The sequence below is a fragment of the Streptomyces sp. NPDC053665 genome, from assembly GCF_055585285.1.
Genome location: NZ_JBVJKK010000002.1, coordinates 233040 through 246743 on the forward strand (window position 1 = coordinate 233040; position 13704 = coordinate 246743).

At 74.2% G+C, this 13704-nt stretch carries 10 protein-coding genes; 7 read left to right on the forward strand and 3 right to left on the reverse strand.

The window, feature by feature from the left end; translation table 11 throughout:
* The first annotated feature begins 298 nt into the window (after window positions 1-298).
* Genes ACZ6ZN_RS08600 through ACZ6ZN_RS08610 form a run of 3 tightly spaced genes read left to right on the forward strand, consistent with a single transcriptional unit; the run spans window position 299 to window position 5090 of the window.
* Entirely contained in the window at window positions 299-1336 is a 1038-nt protein-coding gene (locus tag ACZ6ZN_RS08600; protein ID WP_451878490.1) for an AAA family ATPase, read from the forward strand.
* Window positions 1336-2700 carry a DUF58 domain-containing protein gene (locus tag ACZ6ZN_RS08605; RefSeq protein WP_469644370.1) on the forward strand — a complete coding sequence of 455 codons (1365 nt, stop codon included), beginning with the start codon at window positions 1336-1338 and terminating at the stop codon, window positions 2698-2700. Before ACZ6ZN_RS08600 ends, ACZ6ZN_RS08605 begins: the two co-directional genes overlap by 1 nt.
* Window positions 2697-5090 carry a transglutaminase TgpA family protein gene (locus ACZ6ZN_RS08610; RefSeq protein ID WP_469644372.1) on the forward strand — a complete coding sequence of 798 codons (2394 nt, stop codon included), beginning with the start codon at window positions 2697-2699 and terminating at the stop codon, window positions 5088-5090. The genes ACZ6ZN_RS08605 and ACZ6ZN_RS08610 overlap by 4 nt, the downstream gene beginning before the upstream one ends.
* Before the next feature lie 170 nt (window positions 5091-5260).
* Here the strand turns inward: ACZ6ZN_RS08610 and ACZ6ZN_RS08615 are convergent, their stop codons facing one another.
* From ACZ6ZN_RS08615 to ACZ6ZN_RS08625, 3 genes are all read right to left on the reverse strand, one after another.
* Entirely contained in the window at window positions 5261-5665 is a 405-nt protein-coding gene (locus tag ACZ6ZN_RS08615; RefSeq protein WP_376323727.1) for a DUF3040 domain-containing protein, read from the reverse strand.
* Between the two features lie 277 nt (window positions 5666-5942).
* Window positions 5943-6767 (reverse strand): methyltransferase, encoded by an 825-nt coding sequence (locus ACZ6ZN_RS08620; RefSeq protein WP_451878493.1) that lies wholly within the window; start codon window positions 6765-6767, stop codon window positions 5943-5945.
* A 195-nt stretch (window positions 6768-6962) separates the two neighbouring features.
* Window positions 6963-7526 carry an SAV_6107 family HEPN domain-containing protein gene (locus ACZ6ZN_RS08625; protein WP_398112053.1) on the reverse strand — a complete coding sequence of 188 codons (564 nt, stop codon included), beginning with the start codon at window positions 7524-7526 and terminating at the stop codon, window positions 6963-6965.
* A gap of 158 nt (window positions 7527-7684) precedes the next feature.
* Between ACZ6ZN_RS08625 and ACZ6ZN_RS08630 the strand changes: the two genes are divergently transcribed.
* From ACZ6ZN_RS08630 to ACZ6ZN_RS08645, 4 genes are all read left to right on the forward strand, one after another.
* Window positions 7685-8641, forward strand: a complete 957-nt coding sequence (locus tag ACZ6ZN_RS08630; protein ID WP_469644377.1) for an ATP-binding cassette domain-containing protein — start codon at window positions 7685-7687, stop codon at window positions 8639-8641.
* Entirely contained in the window at window positions 8613-10697 is a 2085-nt protein-coding gene (locus tag ACZ6ZN_RS08635) for a YhgE/Pip family protein (protein WP_469644379.1), read from the forward strand. The genes ACZ6ZN_RS08630 and ACZ6ZN_RS08635 overlap by 29 nt, the downstream gene beginning before the upstream one ends.
* 47 nt (window positions 10698-10744) lie before the next feature.
* Entirely contained in the window at window positions 10745-11374 is a 630-nt protein-coding gene (locus tag ACZ6ZN_RS08640) for a TetR/AcrR family transcriptional regulator (protein ID WP_398112056.1), read from the forward strand.
* Window positions 11375-12213: 839 nt separating this feature from the next.
* Window positions 12214-13704 (forward strand): phytoene desaturase family protein, encoded by a 1491-nt coding sequence (locus tag ACZ6ZN_RS08645; protein WP_469644382.1) that lies wholly within the window; start codon window positions 12214-12216, stop codon window positions 13702-13704.

A 13704-nucleotide genomic window follows, 5' to 3' on the forward strand; every position in this document is an offset into this window, starting at 1 on the left:
ACCCGCGGCCCGGTGACGTGGGCCGCCCACCGCAGGACCACGGAAACGGCCCGCTGTCGAAATCCTGTCAGTCACGTGTTCGAATGGCCTCAAGGCCGACATATCGCGGCCAGTTGTCCACAGTCGAGTGACACGAATCGGTAACGGCAGCAAGAATGCGGGAGTGGCGTCGCGCGGGGCTGTGCGCGCGTGATGCCCGTGGTTCGGGGTGGGCCGGCCCGCGTCCATGCGGCGCCGGCCCGGGAAATTGGGGTAACCCGTGCTCCCTGGGAGAGCGGGAAAGGCCGAGGAGGGCCGGGTGACGACCTATGACGATCGAGCGAGCCTCACTGATCTGACCGCCGTGGTGGAGCGCGTGCGGGAGTCGGTGGAAGGCGTGATCGAGGGCAAGCCCGAGGTCGTACGGCTCTCGCTGACCGTGCTGCTGGCCGAGGGACACCTGCTGATCGAGGACGTCCCGGGGGTCGGCAAGACCATGCTGGCCAAGGCGCTGGCGCGGTCCATCGACTGCTCGGTGCGGCGCATCCAGTTCACGCCGGACCTGCTGCCGTCGGACATCACCGGCGTGTCCATCTGGGACCAGCAGCGACGCGACTTCGAGTTCAAGCCGGGCGCGATCTTCGCGCAGGTGGTGATCGGCGACGAGATCAACCGCGCCTCGCCCAAGACCCAGTCCGCGCTCCTGGAGTCCATGGAGGAGCGCCAGGTCACCATCGACGGCAAGACCTACGAGCTGCCCAGCCCCTTCATGGTGGTGGCGACGCAGAACCCGGTCGAGATGGAGGGCACCTACCCGCTGCCGGAGGCCCAGCGCGACCGCTTCATGGCCCGCGTCTCGGTCGGCTACCCGAGCGCGGAGGCCGAACTGCAGATGCTGGACGTGCACGGCGGCGTCTCCCCGCTGGAGGACCTCCAGCCCGTGGCGCACGCGCACGAGATCCTCAAGCTGATCGAGGCGGTGCGCGGGGTGCACGTCGCGGAGCCGGTCCGGCGCTACGCGGTCGAACTGGTCGGTGCCACGCGCACGCACCCGGACCTGAGACTGGGCGCCTCCCCGCGCGCCACGCTCCACCTGCTGCGCGCGGCGAAGGCGTCCGCGGCCCTGAGCGGCCGTGAGTACGCCCTGCCGGACGACGTGCAGGCCCTCGCCGTAGCCGTCCTGGCCCACCGACTGCTGCCCACCGCCCAGGCCCAGCTCAACCGCCGCACCGCCGAGCAGGTCGTCGAGGAGATCCTGCAGGGCACCCCGGTCCCGTCCGCGTCGCAGCAGAGCGGCTACGGCGCAGTGGGCCGGGCCGCACCGGCCTACCCCTCGCACCCGCCCCGGAGGCTGTGATGAGCACCGCGGGGACGGGGCAGGCGGTGGCCGACCGGGGTGAGAAGGGCGGCATCCGCACCGCCCTGGCCGGTCTGACCACCCGCGGACGCTCGTTCCTGGCCGCCGGAGTCGCGGCCGCCGTGTGCAGTTACGTGCTCGGGCAGGGGGACCTGCTGCGGGTGGGCCTGCTCCTGGCGGTGCTGCCGCTGGTGTGCGCGGCGGTGCTCTACCGCACCCGCTACCGGGTCGCGGGCAGCCGCCGCCTCTCCCCCGCACGCGTGCCGGCCGGCAGCGAGGCGCGGGTGCACCTGCGGATGGACAACGTCTCGCGGCTGCCCACCGGCCTGCTGATGCTCCAGGACCGGGTGCCCTACGTGCTCGGGCCCCGGCCCCGTTTCGTGCTCGACCGGGTGGAGGCCGGCGGCCGGCGCGAGGTGTCCTACCGCGTCCGCTCCGACCTGCGCGGCCGCTACCCGCTGGGCCCGCTCCAGCTGCGCCTGACCGACCCGTTCGGCATGTGTGAGCTGACCCGCTCCTTCTCGTCGTACGACACGCTGACGGTCATCCCGCGGGTGGAGCCCCTGACACCGGTCCGGCTCGCCGGCGAGGCCCAGGGGTACGGCGACGGACGGCAGCGCTCCCTCGCCCTGGCCGGCGAGGACGACGTGATCCCGCGCGGCTACCGCTACGGCGACGACCTGCGCCGGGTGCACTGGCGCTCCACCGCCCGCTACGGCGAGCTGATGGTCCGCCGCGAGGAGCAGCCCCAGCGCGCCCGGTGCACGGTGCTGCTCGACACCCGGGGCATCGCCTACCGGGGCGCCGGACCGGACTCGGCCTTCGAGTGGGCGGTCACGGGCGCCGCGTCCGTGCTGGTGCACATGCTGGAGCGGGGCTACTCGGTCCGGCTGCTGACGGACACCGGCAGCACGGTGCCCGGCGAGGGCGGTGACGGCTTCGCCGGCGTCAGCCAGGAGTCCGCGGACGCGGCCGGGCTGATGATGGACACCCTCGCGGTGATCGACCACTCCGACGGGGCGGGCCTGTCCCGCGCCTACGACGTGCTGCGCGGCGGCAACGAGGGGCTGCTGGTGGCCTTCCTCGGCGACCTCGACGAGGAGCAGGCCGCGGTGCTGGGCCGGATGCGCCAGCGCAGCCCCGGGGCGGTCGCCTTCGTCCTGGACAGCCGCACCTGGGTGCGGGAACCGAGTGACGTGCCCGGCCCGTCGGACATGAGCGGGAAGCGGCTGCGCATGCTGCGCGAGGCGGGCTGGACGGCCCTGGGCGTGCCGCGGGGCGCCTCCCTCGACGGGTTGTGGCGGCAGGCGGACCGGGAACGCCGGGGCGTGGCCGCCGCGAGCGGCGGGGAGGGACCGCGATGAGCGGGCGGATACGACTGACCCTGGGGGCCTGGGCGGCCACGATGCTGGCCGCGTGCGCGCTGCTGCCCCTGGTCCAGCCGGCCACATGGATCGTGCAGGCGGCGTTCCTGCTCGCCGTGCAGGCGGCCGTCGGCACGGCGGCCCGCAGAGTGCCGCTGCCCCGGCCGCTGACGGTGGCGGCCCAGGCCGTCGTCACGGTCGTGCTGCTGACCTTCCTGTTCGCGCGTGAGCAGGCCCTGGCCGGGCTGATCCCCGGCCCGCAGGCCCTGGACCGTTTCGCGGTCCTGCTCCAGCAGGGCGGCGACGACATCGCGCGCTACGCGATCCCGGCGCCGCTGGACTCCGACGGCATCCGGCTGATGCTCATCGGCGGAGTGCTGATCATCGGCCTGCTGGTGGACACCCTGGCGGTGACCTTCCGCAGCGCCGCCCCGGCCGGGCTTCCGCTGCTCGCGCTGTACTCGGTCGCGGCGGGGCTCTCCGACGGCGGCACGGACTGGCTGTGGTTCGTGCTGGCGGCCGCCGGCTACCTCATGCTGCTGCTCGCCGAGGGCCGGGACCGGCTCTCCCAGTGGGGCCGGGTCTTCGGCGGGCCCACGCGCACCGCCGGAGCCGAGGAGACGGGCACCGTCGCCCCGGTCCGCACGGGCCGGCGCATCGGCGTGGTCGCGCTGGGCATCGCCCTGGTGGTGCCGCTGGGCCTGCCGGCGATGAACGGCGGCCTGCTGGACTCGGTGGGGACGGGCGCGGGCGGCGGTGCGGGCGGCGGGGGCACGATCTCCGCCGTGAACCCCCTGGTGTCGCTGCGCGACAACCTGAACGCGGACGAGGACCGGCAGGTGCTGTCCGTGCGGACGAAGATGCCGGACGTCACCGACCTGTACTTGCGGATCGTGTCGCTGGACGACTTCGACGGCACCACCTGGAAGCCGTCCCGCCGGTCCATCACGGCCGTCCCGGACGGCACGTTCCCCACGCCGACCGGCCTCAGCCCCGACGTGAAGCGCACCGAGGTCGCCACCACGATCTCGGCGGCGGACTGGTACGCCCAGGACTGGCTGCCGATGCCGTACCCGCCGAGCAGCGTGCGGATCGGCGGCAACTGGCGCTACGAACCGCAGGGCATGACCCTGGTCGGCGACCACGGGCAGAACACCCGCGGACTGACCTACCAGGTGGAGAGCCTCGACGTGCAGCCGACGGCCAAGCAGCTGGCGTCGGCCGGTCCGCCGCCCGCGGACGTCCTGCGCGACTTCACCGAGCTGCCCGAATCCCTGCCGTCGTCGGTGCCGCGCACCGCCCGCAAGGTCACCGCGGGCGCGGCCGACCCGTACGCCCAGGCCGTCAAGCTGCAGGACTGGTTCGCCGTGACCGGCGGCTTCGAGTACGACACGCAGGTGCAGGTCGGCAGCGGCTCGCAGGCCATCGCCCGCTTCCTGCGCGACAAGCAGGGCTTCTGCGTGCACTTCTCGTTCGCCATGGCGGCGATGGCCCGCTCGCTGGGCATACCGGCCCGGGTCGCGGTGGGCTTCGCGCCGGGTTCCCCGCAGGCGGACGGTTCGGTGTCGGTGGGGCTGCGGGACGCGCACGCCTGGCCCGAGCTGTACTTCGAGGGGGTGGGCTGGACCCGGTTCGAGCCCACGCCGAACCGGGGCTCGATGCCGTCGTACACCCTGCCCGACACCCCGGACAGCTCGGTGCCGGAGTCCGCGCGGCCGTCGGAGTCGGCGTCCGCGGCACCGTCCGCGGCGCCTTCGCGCAGCGAGGAGTGCACGCCGGAGCAGAAGAAGCTGGACGGCGGCTGTGCGAGCGAGTCGCCGCAGGCGGCGCTCCCCGTCGGCGACGACGGCCCGAAGTGGTACGCGCTCGCGCTCTGGACGCTGGCCGGTCTGGCGGTCCTGGCCCTGCCACTGGCGCCGATGCTGTGGCGCATGCGGACCCGGGCGGCCCGGCTCGGGGCCCACGGGCGGGGTGAGGCGGACGCCGTGCCGCACACGCTGGCCCTGTGGCAGGAGCTGACCGACACGGCGTGGGACTTCGGCATCGTGCCGGAGGAGTCCTGGACCCCGCGCAAGGCGGCCGCCCGGATCGTCCGGCTCGGCCGGCTCGACGCCACCGCGGCGGCCTCGGTGCACCGGCTGGAGGACGCCGTGGAGCAGGCCCTCTACGCGCCGCGGCCCCGGCCGGTGGCGGGGCTGACGGAGGACGTCCGGCTCGCGGCGGCGGGCCTCGGCGCGGCGGCCGGCCGCTCCACGAGGCTGCGCGCCCGTGTGGCCCCCCGCTCCACGGTCCGCGTGGTGTGGGCGGCATCGGCCTGGTGGTCGGGCGTGCGGGCACGGGCCCTGGCGCTGCGGCCGACCTGGCGGAAGGCGTCGGGCCAGCAGGGCTGAGGCACCGCGCGGGCATCCAGCCGGGGCCGCGGGTCGGCCCCGGCCTTCCGGCGCCCGGGTTCCGGCGCGCTTTTGCCGGTGCGCGCACATGCGTCAGGGGGTGACCACCGGGTCGGTGGTCACCCCCTGACGCATGGGATCACGTGGCGCGGAAGGGGCCGGTCGAGGGGCTAGTGGCCGCCCTGCTCGTCACGGCGCTTCTGCCAGCGCTGCTCGATGCGGTCCATCATGGAGCGCCGCGAACGGCCCTGACGGCGGGCCTGCGGCCCTCCGGCGGCACCGGCGGCCTGCTGTTCGCCCGGCTTGGGCGCCTTGCGCCATCCGGTCACCGCCAGCACGGCACAGCCCAGCATGACGAGGAAGCCCACGACACTGAGCCACACCTGCTTGGCGACCATTCCGGCCATGAGGAGCGCAATACCTACGAGGAAGCCCGCGACCGCCTGGTAGACCCGCCGCCGGGTGTACGTACGCAGCCCGCTTCCCTCGAGCGCCGACGCGAACTTGGGATCTTCGGCGTACAGCGCTCGCTCCATCTGCTCGAGCATGCGCTGCTCGTGCTCCGAGAGCGGCACGGAGTCCTCCTCATCGTGCAGTCGCCGGGGCGACCCGGGGGGTCCCTTCAGGATAGGCAGGGAATCGCCCCCGTGAAACCCGCCCCTCTGCGCCAATTGCCAACCGGCACCCGCCATGGACATCCGGCTCGCTGAGGCTTCCATTCCCCGGCGGCCGACCCGTCATGCCGGAACGGTCTCCCTCGATCATACGGCGCGAAGCCCCCATTCGGGGGGCCTGTGGCGTACTCCATGCGCAGCAGCGCCGCTGATCAGCGGCGGTGCCCCAGGAGGCTGCTCAGCTCCCGGCGGTCCCGGTGGCCCCACCGGCATCGCCCGTCCCCGCGCCCCCGGCGGGCTCTTCGGCCCCGGCCGACTCCGCCAGGACGTGGAGCTGCGTGGCGACGGACCGGAACTCGGGGAGGCCGGCGGCGGCCTCCTCCAGCTTCAGCAGGGCCTCCAGCGCTCCGGGCTCGGTGTCCACCAGGACGCCCGGCACCAGGTCGGCGAAGACCCGCACGCCGTGCACGGAGGCGACCCGCAGGCCCGCGCCCTCGACCAGGTCCGTGAGCTGCTCGGCGGTGAACCGGCGCGGCACGGGGTCACCCGAGCCCCATCGTCCGTTCGGGTCGTCGAGGGCCTGCCGGGCCTCCTTGAAGTGCCCGGCGAGGGCCCGGGCGAGCACGGCACCGCCGAGACCGGCGGCGAGCAGGCTCAGGACGCCGCCGGAGCGCAGCGCGGCCACGGCGTTGCGGATGCCCTCGGCCGGGTCGTCGACGTACTCCAGGACGCCGTGGCACAGCACCGCGTCGTAGCCACCGCGCTCGGCGACGTCGAAGAGGCCGTGGGCGTCGCCCTGCACGCCCTTGACCCGGTCGGCGACGTCCGCCTCGGCGGCGCGGCGCTCCAGGGCGAACAGCGCGTTGGGGCTGGGGTCGACGACCGTGACCCGGTGGCCGAGGCGGGCCGCGGGCACCGCGAAGTTGCCGCTGCCGCCCCCGGTGTCGAGGACGTCGAGCGACTCCCGGCCCGTGGCCTTGACCCGGCGGTCCAGGGCGTCCTGGAGGACCTCCCAGACCACGGCGGTACGGAGTGAGGCGCGGGGGCGCATCGGGTCCGGCACGGCAGTTGACTCCTCGGCGCGGCACCGCCTCTTGCACGGCGGCGCGAACGGGGTGCCTCCCCCGGCGCCGTACGAGCGGGCGGGGAAGACCTCAGGCGTCCCCCACCCTATTGCCTCGGGTGGGACGACCCGCTGCCCCGGTCCGTGGACGGCCGCGCGGCGAGCACCCGGACCTGCCCGGAGGCTCGGGGTCCGTCAGCCCGCGTCCGGCATGTCCCGCTCCCGGTCCGGGCCCTCCGGGCGGTCCTGGTCCGCGCGGGGCTGCGGAAGCACCGGCTGGAGGACCAGCATGCGCTCCACGAGGCGGAGGAACATCGACACGTCCCGTATCAGGTCGTCGGCGTCCCGCTCGCCGGCCGCGCCCTGGATGCCCGCCTCGGCACGGGCGCGGCGCCGGGCGCCGGCGGCGAAGAGGGCGCTCCACTCGGCCAGTTCGGGCGCGATCTCCGGGAGCACCTCCCAGGCGCTTCGGATCTTGGCCCGGGCCCGGGGAGACGTCTCGGGCCGGCCCCGGGCGGCGAGCACGGCGGCGGCGGTGCGCAGCGCGGCCAGATGGGCCGTCGCGTAGCGCTCGTTGGGGGTTTCCAGGACGGTGGCCTCTTCGAGACCCGCGCGCGCCTGGGCGAGCAGGTCGAGGGCGGCGGGCGGGGCCGAGGCCCTGCGCAGCACGGGGTGGACATCGCTCGCCGGGCCGGTCAGTGAGGGGGCAGGGCCGGTGGCGCGGCGCCGGCGGGCGGCTGCTGCGTTGTAGGTGGCCATGACGAACCTCCTGTCGTCTGTGTGACGGCACGTCAGTGCCGTATGCCCCCATCGTGCGGTATGGCACTGACAATCCGATCCGACCTGCGGTTTTGCCTCGCTCGTAGGTTCGGAGTAGTTTTTGCACTGACCAGTCAGTTCAAATATTGGGGAGTCTCGTGGGGGAACGGACGGGAGGGGTGCGGATCGTCGCCGACGGCCTCGGGGTGAAAGGGCCTCGGGGCTGGGCGGTCCGCGGGGTGTCCGTCGACGCCGGGCCGGGATCGCTCGTCGCGGTGCAGGGCCCGTCGGGGTCCGGCCGCACATGCCTGCTGCTGGCGCTGACGGGGCGGATGAAGGTCGCGGAGGGCACGGCGGAGGTCGGCGGGGCCAGGCTGCCGAAGCAGTTGTCGGCGATACGCCGCTTCAGCGCACTGGCACACGTCCCGGGGGTCACCGACCTCGACCCGGCCCTGACCGTCGGCGAGCACCTGCGCGAACGGGCGCTGCTCCAGCGGCGGTTCGGCGGCTCGCTGCGCGGGCTGCTGCGTCCGCGCAGCGAGCGGGCGGCGGAGTCGCGGCGTCGCGTCGACGAGGCACTGGACGCCGCCGGGCTCGACGTCGAGGCACTGCCGAAGGGGCCCCGCACGGCGGTGCGCGACCTGGAGCGCCTGGAGGCGCTGCGGCTGTCCGTGGCCCTCGCACTGATCGCCCGGCCCCGCCTCCTGGGCGTCGACGACGCGGACTTGAAGCTCGCCGGACCCGAACGGGCGCAGGTGTGGGACTTGTTGAGGTCCCTCACCGAGGCGGGGACCACGGTGGTGGCGGTGTGCAGCGAGGCACCGGAGGGAGCCGTCCGCCTCTCCACGCACCGGGACCACGACGGTGACGGAGAGGGCGACGGCGACCACGACGCCGGCGACAGCGACAGCGACAGCGACGACGCCGGCCGGCGGGCCGCGGGGAACGGCCCGTCCGCCGAGACCACCGAGACCGCAGAGAAGACCGAGACCGCGGAGAAGACCGGCACCACGGAGAAGACTGGTACCGCCGACGACGGCCACGCCGACGAGACCGGCCGGACCGACCAGGGGAAGGGGACGGGCGATGCGTTCGCCGAAACTCGCCGCGCTTGAGCTGCGCCGCTTCGGCCGGGGGAAGCTGCCGCGCGCCGCACTGGTCGCGCTGCTCGTCCTGCCGCTGCTGTACGGGGCGTTGTACCTGTGGTCGTTCTGGGACCCGTACGGCCGGCTGGACCGGATCCCGGTGGCCCTGGTGAACGACGACAAGGGGGCGACGGCCGACGGGAAGAAGGTCACGGCGGGCGACGACATCACGGAGCGGCTGCACGACAGCAAGACCTTCGACTGGCGCGAGGTGAGCGCCGAGGAGGCCCGCCGGGGCGTCGAGGACGGCACCTACTACCTGTCGCTCACCATGCCGGCCGACTTCAGCGAGCGCATCGCCTCCAGCTCGGGCAAGTCCCCGGAGACCGGGGCCCTCCAGGTCCGCACGAACGACGCCAACAACTACATCGTCGGGCAGATCTCCCGGACGGTCTTCAGCGAGGTGCGCCAGGCCGCCTCCACGAAGACCTCGCGGAACTTCCTGGACAAGATCTTCGTGTCGTTCTCCGGCATCCACGGCGAGACCGTGAAGGCGGCGAAGGGTGCCGACCGGCTCAAGGGCGGCATCGGCAAGGCAGAGAAGGGGTCCAAGGACCTCGCCGACGGCCTGCAGGACGCCAAGGACGGCAGCGGCGAGCTGTCCACGGCCCTGACGAAGCTCACCAAGGGGGCCGGTGCCGTGGAGGACGGCACCCGGGGTGTCGCCGACGGCACGCAGCAGCTCGCCGACCGGGTCAACGGCACGGCCGGCAAGGTGGGTCCGTTCCTCAAGGGCAACGAGAAGGCCATCGGCGACACTGCCCGGCTGGTCGCCGACTTCTCGGGCGTGATGCGCAAGCACCTGGACACCCTGGTGGAGCGAGCCCCCACCGCCGCCAAGGACGCCCGCGCCGCCTCCGGCACGCTGAACGACGTGTACGCCCGGCGCTGCGACGACCCGGTGCTGTCCGACGCGGCCTGCGCCGACCTGAAGAAGGCCAAGGACGCCGCCGCCGACGTCACCCTCATCGCGGACGACCTCAACACGCTGATCGCGGACCAGGACGGCGACCTGGACCGACTGGACAAGCACCTGGCCACCCTGCAGAAGCAGTCCCAGGCGCTCGCCGACCGCGCACCGCACCTCTCCGAGGACCTCGACGACGCCGTCAAGAAGATCAACAAGCTGAACGACGGAGCGGCCAAGGTCGCCGCGGGGGCGAAGAAGCTGCACACGGGGCTCGGCAAGGCCAAGACCGGCGCCGCCGACCTGGACAAGGGCGTCGGCAAGCTGAAGACCGGTGCGGACGACCTCAACGGCGGCATCTACCAGCTCGTCGGCGGCTCCGGGAAGCTCGCCGGGGGCCTGCACGACGGGGCGGAGAAGATCCCCGACTACGACAAGCAGGACCGCGACCGCCGCACCGAGGTCATGGCCGACCCCGTGCGCATGGCCTCCCACGACCTGCACAAGGCGCCGAACTACGGCACCGGCTTCGCCCCGTACTTCATCCCGCTGTCGCTGTGGGTGGGCGCGATGGTGGCGTACATGCTGATCACGCCGATGAACCGGCGTGCCCTCGCGGCCGGTGCCCCGGCCTGGCGGATCGCGCTGGCGGGCTGGCTGCCGGTGGTGGCGATCGGCGTGCTCCAGACGGTCGCCCTGATGTCGGTGCTGCACTGGGCCGTCGGCCTGGAGATGGTCCGGGCAGCCGGGACGGTGGCCTTCCTGTTCCTCGTGACGGCGTGCTTCGCGGCGATCGTGCAGTGGCTGAACGCCCGCTTCGGGGCGGCGGGCCGGATCCTCGTCCTGGCGCTGCTGATGCTGCAGCTGACCTCGGCGGGCGGCACGTACCCGGTGCAGACCAGCCCCGGCTTCTTCAACGCGCTGCACCCGTACCTGCCGATGAGCTACGTCGTCGAGGCGCTGCGGCGGCTCATCACGGGAGGCGGACTCGGGCCGGTGTGGCAGGCGTGCGTGGTGCTGACCGCGTTCACCGCCGGCGCGCTCGCGCTGACCGCCGTGGCGGCCCGCAGGCGCCAGGTGTGGACGCTGGACCGGCTGCACCCGGAGCTGAGCCTGTGAGTGCCTCCGTCACTTCTCCCGGAAAGGTTCCTGTGACAATCAGGGCCATGGAAAGCAGCAGTGCCGCGTCGGGCGGCAGCACGCGCCGCGAGGCCACCCGGCAGAAGCTCTACGAGGCGGCCGTCACGCTCATCGCCGAGCAGGGGTTCTCCGCCACGACCGTGGACGAGATCGCCGAGCGTGCCGGGGTCGCGAAGGGCACGGTGTACTACAACTTCGCGAGCAAGTCCGTCCTGTTCGAGGAACTGCTGCGGCACGGCGTGGGCCTCCTCACCGCCTCCCTGCGGGACGCGGCCGAGCAGACAGCGGGCCGGGGCGGCAGCAAGGTCGACGCCCTGGACGCGATGATCCGCGCGGGACTGGTCTTCATCGACCGCTACCCGGCCTTCACGCAGCTGTACGTGGCGGAGCTGTGGCGCACCAACCGGGCGTGGCAGTCGACCCTGATGGTGGTCCGGCAGCAGGCCGTCGCGGTGGTGGAGGACGTGCTGCGCGAGGGCGTGGGCAACGGCGAGTTCAGCGACGAGATCGACGTGCAGCTGACGGCGGCGGCGCTGGTCGGCATGGTCCTGGTGGCGGCCCTCGACTGGAAGTCGTTCCAGCCGGAGCGCTCCCTGGACGACGTGCACGCGGCCCTGTCGCGCCTGCTCCAGGGACGCGTGAGCGGCTGCCGCTGACCGGCGAAGCCGGGGCGCGGCCGCGCGGGGCGCGCGGGGCGCCGACTGGCATGCGTGGCATCCGTGGCGCGCACGTCATCCGTGGCACGCATGGCGCCGTGGCACGCACGGCGCCGTGGCACGCATGGCGCCGTGACGCCGTGACGCCGTGGCGCGCATGGCGCCCGTGGCACGCAGGGCGCCGTGACGCCCGTGGCGCGCATGGCGCCGTGGCACGCATGGCGCCGTGACGCCCGTGGCACTCGTGACGCCGTGGCGCGCGTGACGCCGTGGCGCATGGCGCGCATGACCTCGTGACCCCGTGACCCCGTGGCGCGGTGGCGCCGTGAACCCCGTGATCCCGTGACGCCGCAGCGCACGAAGGCGCCGGTCCGGATCGGCCGCGTCCCCCGCGGGCCGGTCCGGACCGGCGCCTTCCGTGCTCCCCCGTGCTCCCCCGTACTCCCCCGTACTCCCCCGTGTGTCCCCCGCGGGACCCCCTTTGCGGTCGCCCCCGGTGCTCCCGGATGATCCGGACTGCCCGGATCCTCCGGTCGTGCTCCCCCGTGCCTCGCTCCCGCCGGCTCCGCCGGCGGAAGGAGCGGATCGCGGGCCGGCTCCGTTCCGGCGCCCCGTGTCGCCGGTGCCGGAGCCGTGCCCCTCTCCGTGTCTCCACTCTCCCGTCCCGGCAGGGGGCTTCCCATCCGCGCCCGTACTCAACTCCCCCTCTGAGTACCGGTACTCACCCCTGCGCACCTGCCCCCGGAACCCCCCTGGCCGGGTGGGCACGATCGCGTCCGCTCCCGTCCGCGCAGGTGGCCGGCAGAAGTCCCCGGAGCAGGGCGGATAAAGTCCCTGGCATGGCACGGATTGCGGTGATCGGCGCCGGGATGGGCGCGATGGCGGCCGCCGCCCGGCTGGCCGTCGCGGGCCACCGGGTGGCGGTGTACGAGCGGACGGACACCTACGGCGGAGCGCTGCGCCGCTTCACACGCGACGGGTTCTCCTTCGACACGGGCCCCGGTCTGCTGCCGCTGCCCGCCGTCTACCGGGACCTGTTCGTCAAGACCGGCAAGGAGCCGCTGGAGGCGTGCGTCGACCTGGTCCAGGTGGACCCGTCGTCACGGCACGTGTTCGCGGACGGCACCGAGGTGTCCCTGCCGAACGCCTCCCGCGCCGGTGTGGTCGCCGCCCTGGACGAAGGTCTCGGCGCGGGCGCCGGGCAGCGCTGGGGCGACTTCCTGGTCCGGGCGCGCGAGGCCTGGGACCGGACCCGGCGGCCGCTCCTGGAGGAGCCGCTGTGGCCCGACTGGCAGGTGCTGGCCGAGCGCGAGCCCTACCCGGCGGTGCCGCACAAGCGCCTGCTGCGCACCCGCAGGGCCGGCACCCTCGCCGAGGTCGGTGCCTGGGAACTGCGCGACCCCAGGCTGGCCGCGCTGCTGGAGAGCCACGCCCTCATGCACGGTCTGGACCCGCGGACCGCGCCCGCGAGCGCGGCCGTTCTGCCGTACATGGAGCACGCGTTCGGCACCTGGTACGTGCGCGGCGGGATGCGGGAGCTGGCGCGGGCGGTGCACGAGCGGTGCCTGGCCCGCAGGGTCGCGTTCCACTTCGGTGCCGAGGTCACCGGTGTGCTGGAGAAGGACGGCCGGGTCGCGGGGATCGAACTGTCCGACGGAACGGCCGTGGAGGCCGATCACGTGGTGGCCGGGGTCTCCCCCGGCACGCTGGACCGGCTGGCGGCGGGCCGGGCGGTGCGCGGCGGGAGCGGGGTGCGCCCGCAGCCGGCGGCGGCCGCGCGGCTGACGCTCCTGCTCGCCCTGCGCGGCGGCCGCCCCGAGGGCACGGCTCACCGCACGGTGGTGCACGCCCCGGACCGCCAGGCCGAGTTGGACGCCCTGTTCGGCCCGGCCGAGCCGGCCGGGCAGCCGACGGTGACGGTTCTGCGGCCGGGCGACGAGCGGGCGGCCCCGGAGGGCCACGAGGCGGTCACCGTCACCACGACCGTCCCCGCGCGGCCCGACCGCTCCTGGGACGACCTGGCCGCACGGATGCTGACCGCGGCCGGACACGCCGTACCCGGGCTGCGCGAGCGGCTGCTCTGGCAGGAACTGCGCACCCCGGCCGACATCGTGGCCGCGACGGGCGCCGAGGGCGGTGCGGTGCCGGGCCCGGCGCTGGCGGCGGCCGGCGGGCGGCTGCTGCACCCGTCCAACACCACCGGCCTGCCGGGCCTGTTCGCCGTCGGCGGCTGGGCGCACCCCGGCGGCGGGCTGCCGCACGCGGGCATGTCGGGAGCGCTGGTGGCCGGTCTGATCGTGGAGGGACCGGGGTTCCGCGGCTCGCAGTGA

Bases quoted from the DNA above. Each gene is read 5' to 3' on its own strand.
- ACZ6ZN_RS08605 (WP_469644370.1), top strand. From the start codon at position 1,336: ATGAGCACCGCGGGGACGGGGCAGGCGGTGGCCGACCGGGGTGAGAAG.
- ACZ6ZN_RS08610 (WP_469644372.1), top strand. From the start codon at position 2,697: ATGAGCGGGCGGATACGACTGACCCTGGGGGCCTGGGCGGCCACGATG.
- ACZ6ZN_RS08625 (WP_398112053.1), bottom strand. From the start codon at position 7,526: ATGGCCACCTACAACGCAGCAGCCGCCCGCCGGCGCCGCGCCACCGGC.
- ACZ6ZN_RS08635 (WP_469644379.1), top strand. From the start codon at position 8,613: ATGCGTTCGCCGAAACTCGCCGCGCTTGAGCTGCGCCGCTTCGGCCGG.
- ACZ6ZN_RS08640 (WP_398112056.1), top strand. From the start codon at position 10,745: ATGGAAAGCAGCAGTGCCGCGTCGGGCGGCAGCACGCGCCGCGAGGCC.
- ACZ6ZN_RS08645 (WP_469644382.1), top strand. From the start codon at position 12,214: ATGGCACGGATTGCGGTGATCGGCGCCGGGATGGGCGCGATGGCGGCC.